We start from the raw sequence: 15629 nt of genomic DNA on the forward strand, positions 1-15629 counted from the left end.
CGTGAGGATCGAGTCTGGACCAGAATGAAAACGCAGCCCTGTACCGGTGTGCGCTGGCAGGACCAACGGTCAGGTTTTCGTCAGGCGGGTACGGGCGGGTGCTCGATGTGTTGAATGAGGGTCTGGACGGTCTGTTGCAGGTCGCCGGAGTTATCCAGCAGAAAGACGGAAGGGTTGCCTGCCAGCACCTCCACGGCAAAGGAAGCATTGCGCTCCAGCCGGGCCTCGATTTCGGGGATCGATTCGCGTCCTCTGGCCACCAGACGCTGGCGCAGAACCTGCTGGTCAACGGTCAACAGCACCGCCAGCAAGTTCGGATAACGCAGTTGCGCCTGTGAAAGATGGGCTCTCGAACCATTGACGAGCACGTGATGCCCTTCGAGCAGCCACTGGTCGATCTCTTTGGGGATACCGTAATGCAGACCGTTGGCCTGCCAGCTCAAGGCAAACGCCCCCTGCTCGCGCAGGGTCTCGAACTGTTCGACGCTGACAGCCTGAGCGGCCTCGCCCACGGCTTCGGCAGAACGGGTGATGACACGGCGTACGATGTGGCAACCGCTGCGGGTCAATGTGTCTCGTGCGGCGTCCAGCAGGCTGTCCTTGCCTGAGCCGGACGGCCCGATGAGATAAATCAACCTGCCCACCATCAGAAATACCCTCGCCAGACGTTCCGGGTCACCGGAGGTCGTGATGCGCATGAATCTGAACGATTCGCAACACGGCCAGTAAAAGACTGGCCGGATGATAATCGTTCAGGGGGATATCCAATAGTCTCTTTCAGCGATCAGATACGGAAACTTCCTACCAGTTGTTGCAAACGAACGGCCTGTTCTTCAAGCAGGTTGCAGGCATCCAGGGTCAACCGGAGGTTATCGACACCCTGTTGGTTGAGGGTATTGATGTGCGTGATATCGACGTTGATCGACTCGACCACAGCCGTCTGCTCTTCGGTTGCCGTGGCAACGGACTGGTTCATGCCGTTGATCTCGTCGATACGGCGCGTGACGCTGCCCAGACGTTCGCCCGCCCGGTTGGCGATGGTCACACTGTCCTCGCTCTGACGCTGGCTTTCGGTCATGTTCGACACGGCCTCGCGGGCACCGACCTGCAATTCCTCGATCATGGTCTGCACTTGCTGGGCAGAATCCTGGGTCCGGTGTGCCAGATTGCGGACCTCATCGGCCACAACGGCAAAACCACGTCCGGCTTCACCGGCACGGGCTGCCTCGATGGCGGCGTTGAGGGCCAGCAGGTTGGTCTGCTGGGAAATGCTGGTGATGACCTCGAGAATCTGGCCGATGTTGGCCGTCTTGCCATTGAGGGCTTCAATGTTCACGCACGACTCGCTGATCTTGCCCGAGAGCTCGTTCATCGCGGCGATGGTCTGTTGTACGACGCTCTGGCCTTCGCCGGCCAGTTCGCTGGCATCGCTGGACTGCTGCGAAGTGCGCGCGGCGTTCTGGGCAATCTCGTGTGCAGCGGCCCCCAGCTGATTGATGGCGGCGGCAACGCTTTCGGTACGGTTGGCCTGCTGGTCGGAGTTGGTAATCGACGAGTTGGACGCCTTGACCACCCGCGTCGCGACTTCACCCAACTGCCCGGCCGTGGAAGCCACTTCGCGGATCGATGCGTGAATCCGTTCGACAAAGTGGTTGAAGGATCGCGCCAGCTCACCGAACTCATCCTGGGATGTAATCGAGAGCCGCTTGGTCAGGTCGCCCTCACCGTCCGCGATATCACGCATGGCGCGGCCCATCTGGTGCAGCGGCTGCATCAGCACACGGATCAGCAGGCCCAGCAGCAGGATGATCACCAGAACGACCACACCCATCGCGGTCATTGCCGAGGTGCGGAATTCGCTGAGCATCGCATAGGCAGCATCCTGATCCAGCACCAGGGCGACATACCAGTTCGCCGTTGAAATGCCCTGAACCGGCGTCAGAGAAATGATTTCAGACTTGCCACCGGACTCGATCTCGCTGGCACCGGCCACGATCTTCGGCGTGTTGGTCGGATAGGCCTCACTGATGTTCTTGAGGACCAGCTTGCTGTCCGGGTGGATCAGGATCTTGCCTTCGGCGCTGACGATGAATGCATAACCATGGCCCCCGAAATTCAGGGAGTTGATGGTCTTGCTGATGCTGTCCAGGGAAATGTCGGCCCCCGCGACACCGGCAAACTGGTTCTGGATCTTGACCGGTGTGGCCAGTGTCACCACCAGTTTGCCCGAGGACGCAGCGATATAAGGTTCGGTAACGATGATGCCAGGCGCATTCTGTGCGGCCTTGTACCAGCCACGGGCACGCGGGTCATAATCGGCGGGACGGTTGCCGGCCGGGACCGAAAACATCACGCCTTCGGTGCTGCCGAAATAGCTGAGCTGGAAGTTCTCGCCATACGCAGGTAACCCGATGGCCCTCTGCAACTGAGGCAGTGCCTTGCCGTCGGCGGCGATCTGTTGAGCCATCGATTGCAACAGATGCGAACGGCTTTCCAGCCAGGTCTGAATGTTCTGCGTCGTCAGGCTGCCCAACTGTTGTAATTCGGACAGGACGTTGGACTTTAAAGTTTGGCGCTGCCGATAGTCGTTGATGACAATAAACGCACTAAACGCGACAACCACAATCAAGGCGGCAGCCAGCAGGATTTTCTTGCTGAAACCTAAACTTTTCATCATGAGGGATACTTCCGTGGATAAACCAATACGACGATGTAGCGATCGCCAGACAAACGTGAATACTGTGTCGTCTTTACAAACCGGAGGATTGACAAGAAGCGTTGTCAGTCAACCGACAGGTGCGATCTTGTAAGCTTTCAGCAACGACCCGCCCGAAAACACGGCAAGTTAATATCATACACACAAGCCTTTTTCATGACAATTTGACGGTTTTATTTAAAAACCGATACATGACAATCTTTCTTGTTTAAACGTGTTGTATATGACGTCAATAAAGTGTCGAACAATCCGGTTTTAATGCCGCCTCACCTTGAATTTCCCCCGCTTTTTAAATGGGTATTAATTACTTTCTGATATACGGCTCGTCATACAACTCATCGCAACTATTCGCGACACTCTCAAGGCACCGCGTCGTGTACAGGATTTCCTCCCCCGCACTCAAGCTGAGATACGCATCCCACAATGGCTTGTGAAACGTGCAGAGAGGAAAAAACTGACTATCGTTGAATCATCCGTCACATGAGGATGTCAACAATGCCCCTTGAAAAGCTGTTTGACGACTTGCACAGCCTGCCCAGCATTCCCAAAGTGGCTCAGGATCTGATGCTGCAGTTCGACAATCCTTCCTCCAACCTGGAAAGCATCGCTCGCAATATCGAAAAGGACCCGGTCATTGCCGCCAAAGTCCTGCGCCTGGCCAACTCGGCGCGCTTTCGTGGCTCGCGAGAGTCATCCAGCATCGAGGATGCCGCCATGCGCCTGGGTTTCAATACCTTGCGCACCCTGGTCATGGCTTCGGCGGTCACGGGCGCCTTCAAGGCCAGCCCCAACTTTGACCTCAAGGCTTTCTGGCTGAAGAGCTTTCAGGTGGCAGGAATCTGCCGGATGCTGGCCAAGCAGACAGGCGCAGACCCCGAGATCGCCTTTACCTGCGGAGTCATGCATAACATTGGCGAATTGCTGATCCAGACCGGCGCACCGCAAGTGGCCGAACGTCTTAACAATGCCGCCAAGTCCGGTACACCCGGGCGGGTGGCCAACGAGACGCTGCAACTGGGTTTTGGTTATCCGGAAGTGGGCGAAGAACTGGCCCGACGCTGGCAGTTGCCGAAGGTGATTCAGCAGGCCATCGCCTATCAGGCGCGCCCGATGCAGGCCCCCGAAAATGCCCCGTTGCCCCGGATTCTGGCGCAGGCCGTGGTGATTTCCGACGCTCTTGAAGCACATGACGGCGCCACCCCTGAAGCCCAGAAGGCCGCCAGCGGACCACTGACGGAAGAGGTCGATCTGGACGCCTTGTTCAAGGGGCTACCGGCGGTGCTGGAAGCGGACAAGGCGTTTTCACAACTGCTGACTTGAGGCTTTCGCTCCTGCCGATGCGGTAGGAGCGGATTTATCCGCGAAGACAATATTCCTGTCATCCAGGCTCTCTCGAATGTACAGGCCTCTTCGCGAATGAATTCGCTCCTACGGGCGGATTCTATGGGTTCAGCCCTGAAACCAGCGCCTTGTTGAAGCCGGCCGGGTCTTCCATCTGCGGTGCATGCCCCATGCCTTTGAATTCAACCAGCCTGGCCCCCGGAATCATGCCGGTGACCTGCTTGCCCAAGACCTTGTAATTGCCGATCCGGGCCTTGACCTCAGGCGGTGCGATATCGCTGCCAATCGCTGTGGTGTCGGCATCGCCGATCATCAGCACGGTCGGCACCTTGAGTTTCGGGAACTCGTAGAACACTGGCTGGGTGAAGATCATGTCGTAGATCAGCGCCGAGTTCCAGGCAACCACTTCATGGCCAGCCCCCTTGTTCAAACCGGCGAGCATGTCGACCCACTTGTCGTATTCGGGCTTCCAGCGCCCGTCGTAATAGGTCTTCTGCTCGTACTTGCGAATCCCTTCGGCGGTCACTTTCAATTCGCGCTCATACCACTGATCGACGCTGCGATAAGGCACGCCCAGAGCCTTCCAGTCCTCCAGGCCAATCGGGTTGACCATCACCAGCTTCTCGGTCTGCTGCGGATACATCAGCGCAAAGCGCGTGGCCAGCATGCCGCCCGTGGAATGACCGATCACCGACGCCTTGTCGATGCCCAGGCTGGTCAGCAAGGCCTGCGTATTGATTGCCAGTTGCTGAAAGCTGTACTGATAGTGCGTCGGTTTGGTGGACGTACAGAAACCGATCTGATCGGGCGCTACCACACGATATCCGGCGGCACTCAAGGCCTTGATGCTGTCTTCCCAGGTGGCGGCACAGAAGTTCTTGCCGTGCATCAGCACCGCTGTACGGCCATTGGCCTTACCCGTGGGCGCGACATCCATGTACCCCATTTCCAGCGTCTGGCCCTGGGACTGGAAGCCGAATTTTTTCAAGGGATGGGGATAGGTGAAGCCTTCGAGTTGCGGGCCGTAGCTGGGGGTTTCAGCCATCGCCATGGCCGGCAGTGCGAGCGCCATGAACACACCCGCGATCTTTGCAGCCTGCATCAGTAACCTCCTGTAGGAATGGAACGAGAAGATTTGCAAAGGCCACATGCTGGCCTACTGATTCGCATCTGTCACCCACACAGGCATTTCATTGTGTTAAAGAATGCCGGACGCCGACTCATATAGACTGTCGCCGTCCTTTCAAAGTACGACCCGGCCTGGTGCAAAGGAATAACAATGAATCGCAATGAACTGCGCAAGGCAGACATCAACCTGATGGTGGTTTTCGAGACATTGATGCAAGAGCGCAATGTCACCCGTGCCGCCGAAAAACTGTTTCTCGGCCAGCCCACCATCAGTGCGGCCCTGAACAGGCTGCGCAATCTGCTCAACGACCCCTTGTTCATCCGGGTCGGGCATCGCATGGAACCGACCGCCCGGGCCCATGAAATCCTGAAACACCTGACACCGGCCCTGGATGCCATGTCCACGGCATTGAGCCTGACGCGCGAATTCGATCCATCGGCCAGCAACATGACCTTCCGCATCGGCATGTCGGATGACGTCGAGTTCGGGTTGCTGCCCGCCATGTTGCAGGCCATTCGCAAGGAAGCTCCGGGGATTGTCCTGGTGGTCAGGCACGTCGACTACCTGAATATCTCTGAAGTGCTGATGTCCGGTGATATCAGCGTGGGCATCTGCCTGACCCGCGATTTACCGGCCAATGCCAAGCGCAAGTTGTTACGCAATGTGCAACCGCGAGTGGTGAGGGCTGACAAGTCGAGCACGCCGATGACCCTGGACGAATACTGCTCACGCCCGCATGTGGTGGTATCGCATGTGGCGAACGTCAGCAGTTTTGCGGATGAATGGCTGACGGCTCTGGGGCGCAAGCGCAAGGTGGTCCTGTCCGTGCCACGTTTCACTACCCTGCCCGCCTTGATGGCCGGGACCGACCTGATCGCAGGGCTGTCCGACTACACGGCCAGTGCCATGAGTGCGCTGGGGTTATTGCATGACGAACCCTTGCCGTTCAGTACGCCGGGGCTGGATCTGTCGATGGTGTGGTTGAGCGTGATGGACAACGACCCGGCAGAACGCTGGTTGCGCAGCCGGATCGAGGAATTCATGGGTGAGCATCGGGCGATGCCCACCCTGGCGGGGATCAGCCAAAGCGACCGGTGATGTAGTCTTCGGTCTGGGTCTTGGACGGCTTGGTGAAGATGGTATCGGTGTCGCCGTGTTCGATCAGTTCGCCCATGAACATGAACGCGGTGTAGTCCGAGCAACGGGCCGCCTGCTGCATGTTGTGAGTCACGATGATCACGGTGAACTGCTCTTTCAGCTCAGTGATCAACTGCTCGATACGACCGGTGGAAATCGGGTCGAGTGCAGAGGTCGGCTCGTCGAGCAGCAGAACCTGAGGACGCAACGCGATGGTGCGAGCGATACACAGACGCTGCTGCTGACCGCCGGACAGGCTGGTCGCACTGTTCTTGAGCTTGTCTTTCACTTCATCCCACAGCGCGGCACCGCGCAGGGCCTGCTCGACACGGTCTTCCATTTCACGGCGCGAAAGCTTCTCGTGGTGACGGATCGCGTAGGCAATGTTCTCGAAGATCGACATCGGGAATGGCACAGGCTTCTGGAACACCATGCCCACGTGGCTGCGCAGACGGTTCATCGAGTAGCCCGGTGCCAGGATGTTTTCGCCATTGAGCAGCACTTCGCCGCGCGCTTCCTGTTTCGGGTACATCGAGTAGATACGGTTGAACACACGCAGCAGAGTCGACTTACCGCAGCCGGACGGGCCGATGATCGAGGTGATGCGCTTCTCGGGGATCACCATGTCGATGGATTTCAGTGACTTCTGGTTGTTGTAGAAAAACTCCAGACCGCGCACTTGAATCTTGGTTTTTTCGTTGGCAAGGGAAAGGTTGTTCATCAGGACGCCCTATTGCGCAGAAGAATTAAGCGAGAAAGCAGACTCAGTATCAGTACGAAAAGCGTCATGACCAGTGCACCGGCCCAGGCCAGGGAATGCCAGTCTTCGAACGGGCTCATGGCGTACTGGAAGACCACCACCGGAACGCTGGCGATCGGTTTTAGCAGGTCGCTGCTCCAGAACTGGTTGCCGAAAGCGGTGAACAGCAGTGGAGCGGTTTCGCCCGTGATACGAGCCAGCGCCAGCAGAATGCCCGTGACCACGCCCGCCTTGGCGGCGCGCAGGACGATCTGCAGGGTCAGCTTCCATTGTGGTACACCCAGGGCCAGTGCGGCTTCGCGCATGGTCGAGGGTTGCAGTTGCATCATTTCGTCGGTGGTACGCACCACCACCGGAATCACCAGCAGCGCCAGGGCCAGAGCACCGGCAATTGCCGAGAAGCCCACTTGATGGCCACTGATCGCGTTCAATGGCAAGACCACGACCGTATACACGAACAGGCCCAGAACAATCGACGGTGCAGACAGCAGGATGTCGTTGATGAAGCGTACAGCGTTACCCAGCTTCGAGTAGCGTGCGAACTCGGCCAGCCAGATACCGGCCATCAGGCCGATCGGCGTACCGATCAACAGGCCGATACCCGACATCAGGATGCTGCCGTAGAACGCGTTGGCCAGGCCGCCTTCGACACCCGGTGGAGGTGTCATGCCGGAAAACAGTTGCAGATTCAGGGCGTCGACACCCTTGATGATGGTGGTCAGCAGGATCCAGACCAGCCACAACAGGCCGAATGCCGTGGCGCCACAGCTGAGCACCATGGCGACCTTGTTCTTGATATCGCGAACCCGGTAGAGGCTCTCGTTACCCGTTACGTCCTTACTCATAACCCCTCCTTACGCGACAGACGCGACAACATCAGACGTGCAAGGGCAAGCACGATGAACGTAACGACAAACAGCAGGAAGCCCAGCGCAATGAGCGCCGAACGGTGCAGGTCGGTGTAGGACTCGTTGAACTCGTTGGCAATGACCGAAGCGATGGAACTGCTTGGCATCATCAGCGAAGCCGAGAACTGGTGAGCGTTACCCAGTACGAAGGTCACCGCCATGGTTTCACCCAGTGCGCGGCCCAGACCCAGGAAGACACCACCCACCACCGCAGAACGGGTGTAAGGCAACACGATATCCCAGACCACTTCCCAGGTCGTGCCGCCCAGGGCATAGGCAGACTCTTTGAGTGTCGTGGGCACGGTACGGAAGACTTCCTGCATCACGGAAGTGATGAACGGGGTGATCATGATGGCCAGTACGATACCGGCGGTCAGCATGCCGATACCCAGCGGCGGCCCCTGGAACAGTGCACCGATCAATGGCAACCCGCCCAGATGCTCGTTGATCCAGGGCGACAGGTTTTCAGCCATGAACGGGCCGAAGACGAATAGCCCCCACATGCCATAGATGATCGAAGGAATACCGGCCAGCAGCTCGATGGCCGAGGCAATGGGCATCCGCAACCATGGCGGTGCGACTTCCGTCAGAAAGATAGCGATGCCGAAACTCACCGGAACGGCGATCAGCAAGGCCAGAAAAGAGGTCACCAGCGTACCGTAGATCGGAACCAGCGCGCCAAACTTGCCGCTGTTCACGTCCCACTCGGTGCTGGTCAGAAAACCAAGACCAAAAGTCTCGAATGCCAGACTTCCGCCCCACAAGGTCGACAGGGCAATACAGCCCAGCAGTGCAAGCACCAGCATGGCCGAGCCTTGCAACGCACGCCTGAACCACACGTCATGGCGATGATCCCGCTTGGCGCGCTTCTCACCGTCTGACTCGTTTTCAGAGACGGTAGCGGACAGGTATTGGGTGTTTTCAGTCATGTTGAGTCCACTCGCAAGAAAAAGCCCCTGTCATCGAACCGATATCGCGGCCAATGACAGGGGTGAGCTACAGGCTTGAATCACTTATTTGGTGAATTCGGATTTCCAGTAGCTTTCTACACGGTCAACCAGCGATTTCGGCAGAGCTACGTAGTCCAGCCCTTCTGCCTGTTTCTGACCGTTTTCAAGAGACCACTTGAAGAAGTCGAAAGTGGCTGCACTTTTCTCTTCGTTCTTGGCCTTCTTGTACATGATGATCCATGTGGTTGCAGTGATCGGCCATGCCTCGTCACCCGGGGCGTTGGTCATGATCAGGCCGAAGTCCTTGGCGCTTGCCCAGTCAGCAGTATCTGCCGCTGCGGCGAAGGTCTTGGAAGTCGGAGTCACAAACTTGCCAGCAGCGTTTTTCAGCTGGGTGTAAGACAGTTTGTTGGTAGCAGCGTAGGAGTATTCGACGTAACCGATCGAACCCTTGATCTGCTTGACGTAGGCAGAAACACCTTCGTTACCTTTACCGCCTACACCGGCCGGCCACTGAACGGTGGAACCGAACTTCAACTTCTCGTTCCACTCTGGGCTGACCTTGCTCAGGTAGTTGGTGAAGTTGTAGGAAGTGCCCGAGCTGTCCGAACGGTGAACAACAGTGATGTTGGTTTTAGGCAAGGTCACGCCAGGGTTCAGCGCCTTGATGGACTCATCGTCCCAGGTCTTGATGGTGCCCATGAAGATCTTGGCCAGCGTCTCGCCGTCCAGCTTCAGCTTGCCGCTCTCGATACCTTCAACGTTGACGATTGGCACGATGCCACCGATCACGCTAGGGAACTGACCCAGACCGGCGGCCTGCAGGTCTTCTGCAGACATCGGAGCATCGGATGCGCCGAAGTCAACGGTTGCTGCCTTGATCTGAGCAATGCCGCCACCCGAACCGATCGACTGGTAGTTGATGCGGTTTGGCGAGTTCTTGCTGTAGTCCTGGGACCACTTTGAAATAACCGGGAAGACGAAACTCGAACCAGCGCCAGTGACGTCAGTCGCGTGGGCAGCACCGCTCAGGCACAGCGAAGCGATCAGAAGCGACAAGCGTTTTTTAGTCAGCAGTATCACGGTAATACCTCAGTCCAGGAGAAAATGTGGTGGTCCACTTAAGGAGGCCCGAGGCGGATTTAAAACCTGAAATGTTGCTGTTTAATGACAGTCTGTCGACGCATGTCAGAAACGAAGGTTTTTTTGTAGTCAATCTCCTACACCAGCCCGTGATCAAAAGCCGCCATCTCCCCTGTTTTCAGGGGTTTCGGGCCTGACAGGAACAGATGCCATTCCGCCAGCAAAAGACCGATAGCCAAATGCCATTTATGTTTTAAAAGTGTAAGAAAGCCTTCCTTTCATGACCAAGGGGACTCTCCCCCTCACAGCCCTTCTCCTTCTCCACCGGTCGGAATCATCGCACCAATCCTTTCATGGTTCAGCCCAATGGAAGGTATCGATCAGACATCGGAGGTTTGCATCATGAATGGCAATAGAGTGGCAACCTGGGGTATTGCAGCGCTGCTGGCCTGCGCCAGCGCAGGAGCATGGGCCGGCTCGACCGGCCCCACCAACCCCGAAGGCAACGGCCCGGAAGTTCCGGCCGTGGACATGAACAGAAGTCAGGAAAGGAACAACGACGGCACCAGCCCCGAAACAAGAGGCATGGTTCCCGATCCCGCCCAGACCAACGGCATGCGCAATGGGCATGACGATCCGCATGACGCCAACAACAGTGACAATGACAGCAGCACGCCCAACGACGAAAAACCTCGTGGTCATTGATGCCGATAGCCTGGGCCCGGCCTGCGCAGGAAGCAGGCCGATGCCTTTCAGCCCCTTACTGCACGTCCCACTGGACGTAACACACGTCCACCGGCATGCCATGCTCGCCACAGAAGTCCAGCCAGCGTAGCTGGTTGTCCTGCAGGCGGTCGCCAGGCCCCTTGACCTCGATCATCCGGTAGCTGCGTTGTTGCGGAAAGAACTGGATCAGGTCCGGCATGCCGGTGCGATTGGCCTTGATGTCCTGCAACAGCCGACGAAACCAGTGCCCCAGATGCTCGGCCGGCAGACAGTGCAATGCCTGTTCCAGCAGTTCGGGGGTCAGCACGCCCCAGAACACAAAGGGCGACTGCAGGCCGTACTTGCTCTGGAAATGCTCACGGATCGTGGCCCGATAGGCATCGGACTCCAGTTGGGCCAGACAGGCCTCGAACAACGGCGCACGACGCAGGTAGAAATCCGGGCTGAGCAGGTCGCTGGGCGCACTCTGGAAAGGGTGAAAGAATGCCCCCGGCAGCGGCGCGAAAATCGCGGGCCAGCACAGCAGGCCGAACAGTGAATTGATCAGTGCATTCTCGACGTAATGCACTTCGCTGCCCTCTTCCTCCAGATGCTCGCGGATCAAGGTCTCGACACTCAGCCCTTCAATCGGCACCACGCTCAGATCAATACGCGAGACCGCTCGCGCGGCCTGACGGCGTTCGACCGGCAACCCCAGCCTGCGCTGCAGACGCGGAAGAATCCGTTGCAGATGCTGGGTTTCGGCATCGTTCTGCGGAGCATTTCTGACCTGTTCAAGCAGTGCCATGGCCTGGACGTATTCGGCACCCAGCTCCAGGACCCGGATCTGACGTGAACGCGCCCCCGGATAGGCACACTGGCGATAGACCTCAAGCGCCAGCGGCCAGTCCTTCAGACGCTCGGCCTGCTGGCCAATCTGGAACAGCAACCTGGCACGACGTCTTTGCAACCAGGGATTGCCGGTCTCGATGGCCAGCGCCTGCCCGGCCAGCGTTGCCAGCTCGGTGTCCGATTCCAGCGCCTCCCGGCAGGCATGCAGCCGGAGACAGACGTCGATATCCCCCCGTTCGCCAATGGCCCGAGAGTCCGGGGAGAATTCGACCGTTTCATAGCGGTAGATTCCCAGGTCCGCCAGCACGAACTCCGACCACTCCTGATGCAGGTTGCCGAAATACAGCAGCCGCAAGCGATCGCACAGCGGCATCACCGTCAGACCGAACACCTGATCGTCCAGATCGGGATGCCACTGATCCAGTGGCCGGGCCTCTTCATACAATGCCCCAAGGCGTGCCAACCACTCGTTCTTGCGCTCAGGGCCTTTGACGGCATGAGCCTTGAAACACTGGCTCAATTCGTCCTTGCGCAGCAATTGAAACAGCGCTTCGAGGTCCAGCTCGGGACGCGCATCGAGCCAGCCCAGCGCGAGCAACGGCTCCGCCGCTTCGCGCGTGTCGCCAATTTCGGCGTAATTCAGCTTGCTGGCCCGAAACAGCGTGCCCTTGCGCATGACCATACGCACCAGCAGGCCCTGGGCTGAAATCGGCAACGCAGCAAACCCGCTGATGAACTGCCGCTCCTGCTCGTCGAGCAGGTCGTCGTAGCGCTGGACGATCCAGGCGAGCACCTGGCGGAAGTTCTCCAGGTAATAGAACGGGTTGTCGAGAGGTGAAGTGTTCAAGAATACGGTCGCACACAGCCATGAGAACAGAGGCCCAAGGATACTGGTTATCCGTACAGATTCCAGTCATGGCGTCGCCTGTCTGGCAAGCGTCCGATAAATGGTGCATTTCCTGAACCGGCCTGTCGGTCATAGAATCACCCACGCCTTTCGTCACAGGAGCCGGTATGCACGCGCCAAGGATCTATCTCGCGGGTTTCGATGTGTTCAGGCAAGACGCCATAGAGCACGGAAACTATCTGAAAGCCTATTGTGCGGCTCATGGCCTTGAAGGCATGTACCCGTTCGACAATGACGTGACACCCGGCCTCTCCCCTCACGACACCGCGCACCTGATCTGCACGATGAACATCGACATGATCCGGCGCAGCACGGCCGTGCTGGCCAACCTCAATGTGTTTCGTGGCCTTGAGCCTGACTCCGGGACCGCATTCGAGGTCGGGATGGCCGTGGCGCTGAACAAACCGGTCTGGGCCTATTTCGAGCCCGTGGCGTCATTGCGGGAACTGGTGCCTCACGATGAAAACGGTTTCGACAGCCAGGGGTTTGTCGTGGAAGACTTCGGCCTGCCCCGCAACCTGATGATGGCCTGCACCTGGGCAGGCAGCAGCCCGAATGTGGAACGGGGAATCGAAGCACTCGCCCGGTATCTGGCCCTGACGGGCCGGTAGGCGTAACCATCCGCAGGAGCGAATTCATTCGCGAATGACATATTCCAGGCAATACACCGGTTGCGAATGTGCCCGATTTTCGCGAATGAATTCGCTCCTGCTTTTGCACGCTCAATTCAGGTTGGAAGCGCCGATATCCCCGGTGATGCCCGGGTCGATCTTGTCCGAGTCGATAAAGTCGTCCAGCCCCAGAATCTCCAGATCCAGATAGCCCTCGGGATCATTGTCTTCATCGGCATCGGAATCGTTCAAAGGCGATTGGTCTCCACCAAAATGCAGTCTGGCACTCGCACCGGGGACAGATGAAGAAATATGCATCAATGACGTGCTCCTGTTTTTATCGTGGAATCAGACGCGTCCTACGCATCTGCATAACCGCAGGCTAGCGCAGCCGCGAGCAAAAGCGCAAAACCTCAGCGCCAGCTCAGAAACTCCCCGCCCTTGTCGCGCAGCATCTGCACCATGCTCTGGGCCGCCGGCGACAGATACCCTCCTCTGCGCAGCGTCACGCCGATGGTGCGTTTCATCGTGGTCTGCTCCAGCGGTACTTCGCGCAGGTGTTGCATGTTCTTGCCGAACTCCAGTGATTCCCGGGCAATGAAACTCAACAGGTTGCTCTGGGCAATCAAGCCCGGCAGCAGGGAAATGGAGTTGGCTTCGATCTGTACTGTCGGTGGCGGCAGGCCATGAGCGGCAAAGGTCGCATCCAGCCATTTACGCGAGGACACGCCTACGGGCGGCAATACCCAGCGGTAGGCATTCAGGTCGCTCATCTGCAGCGGAGCCTTGAAAACCGGGTGATGTTTACTGGCAATGACCACTGCCTCGTCTTCAAGAATCGAGAAACTGGTCACTTGCTCATCGTCAGGAATCAGCGAGCAGATGACCATGTCCAGTTGCCCGGAGCGCAGCGCTTCGCTCAGCAGATCGTCCTGACCGATCACCAGCTTGAAGGTGACGTCCGGGGTCCGTTGCAGCAAGGCCGATGTCAGCTTGGGCATCAGGTACTCGGCCATGGTAGCGGCACAGCCCACACGAATGTTACCGACCATACCACTGGCAAAATCCCGGACCTCACGCTGGGTCTGGGCAATGCTCTGCTGCAACTCCCGGCCTCTGGCCTGAAGCAGCTCGCCGACAGGGGTCAGCTTGATCCGCCTCCCGTCGCGCTGGAACAAACGCGTCCCGAAGGATTCCTCCAGCCGCTGGATGCTTTTGGTCAGCGCAGGCTGGCTGCGATTGAGCTTTTCGGCTGCACGGCCCAAATGGCCCAGCTCGGCAATGGTTTCAAAGTAGGTGAGGTCCCGCAGGTCCATATCTATCAACCAAAGTTATCGATTCATGATTATTAGAAAATAGACTTGATCGATTGGAGTGTCGATACTTTCTCCGTCCGGTCACCTGCAGACCGGCCCGTCAACACCCGGGAGAACCTCCTTGTCACGCGCTCCACGCCTGTCGTTATCCTCGCTGCCTCCTCTGGCCCAATGGGCAAGCCTGATCCTGATCGCAGGCACCTTCGGGCAACTCCTCAAACTCATGAATGTTCCAGCGGCGCTGTTTCTTGGCCCGATGCTGGTCGCCATCGGCTTCGGTGTCTCCGGTGCGACCATCCGCATGAACAAAAAACTCTTCCAGCTCGGCCAGGGAACCGTGGGCGTTCTGATCGCCCACGCCATGACCATGGGTGTGCTGCTGACCGCCATTCAGTCCTGGCATGTAATGCTGTTCGCCACGGTCCTCACGGTGTTGCTCAGTGCCGTGGTCGGGCTGGTGCTGGTGCGCTTTGCCGGCATCCCCAGCAATACGGCCGCCTGGGGCACTTCGCCGGGTGCCGCCTCGGCGATGGTGGCCATGTCCGAGGATTACGGTGCCGACTCACGTGTGGTCGCCACCATGCAATATGTACGGGTCGTGTGTGTGGTAGTGGTCGGCTCGCTGGTCAGCCGCTTCATTGGCGCCCCCGGCAGCGGGGCCGAGCTGCACAGCAGCGACGTGGTCATGCAAGGCATGAACCTGCTGGATCTGGCCCTGAGCCTGGGCGTGATCGTCATCGGTGTACTGCTGGGGTCACGGATGCCGGCGGGTGCCCTGCTGGTCCCTCTGGTACTCGGTGGCGCGCTTCAACTGAGCGGCCTGTTGCAGATCACCATTCCCACCGGGCTGCTGGCCCTGGGCTATGGTGCAATCGGGTGCTACATCGGCCTGCGCTTCGACAGACAGACCATCGAATACGTCTGGCGACGCCTGCCCATGATGATCTTCGCTTCAATGCTGTTGATCGTTCTGTGTGCCCTTTCGGCCTGGCTGATTGCCGTGATGCTGGGCAAGGATTACCTCTCGGTCTATCTGGCCACCAGCCCCGGCGGCCTGGATGCGATGGCGATCATTGCCATCGACACCCACGCCGACGTCGGTTTCGTGCTGGCGATGCAGACGCTACGGCTGTTCGGCGTGATCCTGACCGGCAGTTTCCTGGCCCGGCAGATCATCCGCCTCACAGACAAACAAGTGCCGGCCCACTGACCTC

General features: G+C 58.3%; 15 protein-coding genes and 1 pseudogene. 5 read left to right on the forward strand and 11 right to left on the reverse strand.

Annotated features, from left to right (window positions below; all coding sequences use genetic code 11):
• Positions 1 to 80: 80 nt before the first annotated feature.
• The 3 genes and pseudogenes from phnN to ACIPY9_RS13555 form a co-directional block, all read right to left on the reverse strand.
• Positions 81 to 647, reverse strand: coding sequence for a phosphonate metabolism protein/1,5-bisphosphokinase (PRPP-forming) PhnN (phnN, locus tag ACIPY9_RS13545; RefSeq protein ID WP_400702095.1), 567 nt, complete (start codon positions 645 to 647; stop codon positions 81 to 83).
• Positions 648 to 784: 137 nt separating this feature from the next.
• Entirely contained in the window at positions 785 to 1615 is an 831-nt protein-coding gene (locus tag ACIPY9_RS13550; protein WP_400702098.1) for a methyl-accepting chemotaxis protein, read from the reverse strand.
• A gap of 24 nt (positions 1616 to 1639) precedes the next feature.
• Positions 1640 to 2677 (reverse strand): annotated as a pseudogene (locus ACIPY9_RS13555) (cache domain-containing protein); the annotation flags it as partial.
• A gap of 534 nt (positions 2678 to 3211) precedes the next feature.
• Between ACIPY9_RS13555 and ACIPY9_RS13560 the strand changes: the two are divergent.
• Positions 3212 to 4036, forward strand: a complete 825-nt coding sequence (locus tag ACIPY9_RS13560) for an HDOD domain-containing protein (RefSeq protein WP_400701725.1) — start codon at positions 3212 to 3214, stop codon at positions 4034 to 4036.
• A gap of 121 nt (positions 4037 to 4157) precedes the next feature.
• Here the strand turns inward: ACIPY9_RS13560 and ACIPY9_RS13565 are convergent, their stop codons facing one another.
• Complete coding sequence (locus ACIPY9_RS13565) at positions 4158 to 5159, reverse strand: alpha/beta fold hydrolase (RefSeq protein WP_400701727.1); 1002 nt, start codon at positions 5157 to 5159, stop codon at positions 4158 to 4160.
• Positions 5160 to 5336: 177 nt separating this feature from the next.
• Between ACIPY9_RS13565 and ACIPY9_RS13570 the strand changes: the two genes are divergently transcribed.
• On the forward strand, positions 5337 to 6284 hold the full coding sequence (locus ACIPY9_RS13570; protein WP_400701729.1) for a LysR family transcriptional regulator: 948 nt from the start codon (positions 5337 to 5339) through the stop codon (positions 6282 to 6284).
• On the opposite strand, the gene pstB is transcribed toward ACIPY9_RS13570, so the two are convergent.
• From pstB to pstS, 4 genes are all read right to left on the reverse strand, one after another.
• Positions 6265 to 7044, reverse strand: coding sequence for a phosphate ABC transporter ATP-binding protein PstB (gene pstB, locus ACIPY9_RS13575; protein WP_400701731.1), 780 nt, complete (start codon positions 7042 to 7044; stop codon positions 6265 to 6267). The two genes, ACIPY9_RS13570 and pstB, sit on opposite strands and share 20 nt — an antisense overlap.
• On the reverse strand, positions 7044 to 7928 hold the full coding sequence (pstA, locus tag ACIPY9_RS13580; protein WP_400701733.1) for a phosphate ABC transporter permease PstA: 885 nt from the start codon (positions 7926 to 7928) through the stop codon (positions 7044 to 7046). The genes pstB and pstA overlap by 1 nt, the downstream gene beginning before the upstream one ends.
• On the reverse strand, positions 7925 to 8920 hold the full coding sequence (gene pstC, locus ACIPY9_RS13585; protein ID WP_400701735.1) for a phosphate ABC transporter permease subunit PstC: 996 nt from the start codon (positions 8918 to 8920) through the stop codon (positions 7925 to 7927). Before pstC ends, pstA begins: the two co-directional genes overlap by 4 nt.
• A gap of 84 nt (positions 8921 to 9004) precedes the next feature.
• The gene (gene pstS, locus ACIPY9_RS13590; RefSeq protein WP_400701737.1) at positions 9005 to 10024 is read right to left on the reverse strand and encodes a phosphate ABC transporter substrate-binding protein PstS; all 1020 of its coding nucleotides are present in this window, start codon (positions 10022 to 10024) and stop codon (positions 9005 to 9007) included.
• Positions 10025 to 10426: 402 nt separating this feature from the next.
• Between pstS and ACIPY9_RS13595 the strand changes: the two genes are divergently transcribed.
• Positions 10427 to 10729, forward strand: coding sequence for a hypothetical protein (locus ACIPY9_RS13595; RefSeq protein WP_400701739.1), 303 nt, complete (start codon positions 10427 to 10429; stop codon positions 10727 to 10729).
• Positions 10730 to 10784: 55 nt separating this feature from the next.
• On the opposite strand, the gene ACIPY9_RS13600 is transcribed toward ACIPY9_RS13595, so the two are convergent.
• Positions 10785 to 12428 carry a VRR-NUC domain-containing protein gene (locus ACIPY9_RS13600; RefSeq protein WP_400701741.1) on the reverse strand — a complete coding sequence of 548 codons (1644 nt, stop codon included), beginning with the start codon at positions 12426 to 12428 and terminating at the stop codon, positions 10785 to 10787.
• A gap of 167 nt (positions 12429 to 12595) precedes the next feature.
• Here ACIPY9_RS13600 and ACIPY9_RS13605 point away from each other — a divergent pair, with 167 nt between their 5' ends.
• Positions 12596 to 13099 (forward strand): nucleoside 2-deoxyribosyltransferase, encoded by a 504-nt coding sequence (locus ACIPY9_RS13605; protein ID WP_400701744.1) that lies wholly within the window; start codon positions 12596 to 12598, stop codon positions 13097 to 13099.
• A gap of 111 nt (positions 13100 to 13210) precedes the next feature.
• Here the strand turns inward: ACIPY9_RS13605 and ACIPY9_RS13610 are convergent, their stop codons facing one another.
• Together ACIPY9_RS13610 and ACIPY9_RS13615 are read right to left on the reverse strand one after the other, a co-directional pair.
• On the reverse strand, positions 13211 to 13351 hold the full coding sequence (locus ACIPY9_RS13610) for a hypothetical protein (RefSeq protein WP_400701747.1): 141 nt from the start codon (positions 13349 to 13351) through the stop codon (positions 13211 to 13213).
• Between the two features lie 161 nt (positions 13352 to 13512).
• The gene (locus ACIPY9_RS13615; RefSeq protein ID WP_400701750.1) at positions 13513 to 14415 is read right to left on the reverse strand and encodes a LysR family transcriptional regulator; all 903 of its coding nucleotides are present in this window, start codon (positions 14413 to 14415) and stop codon (positions 13513 to 13515) included.
• A gap of 121 nt (positions 14416 to 14536) precedes the next feature.
• On the opposite strand from ACIPY9_RS13615, the gene ACIPY9_RS13620 reads away from it, so the two are divergent.
• Entirely contained in the window at positions 14537 to 15625 is a 1089-nt protein-coding gene (locus ACIPY9_RS13620) for an AbrB family transcriptional regulator (protein WP_400701753.1), read from the forward strand.
• Positions 15626 to 15629 lie beyond the last annotated feature (4 nt).

The organism is Pseudomonas sp. NPDC089734, from assembly GCF_044748865.1.
In the GTDB taxonomy this organism is placed as follows: domain Bacteria; phylum Pseudomonadota; class Gammaproteobacteria; order Pseudomonadales; family Pseudomonadaceae; genus Aquipseudomonas.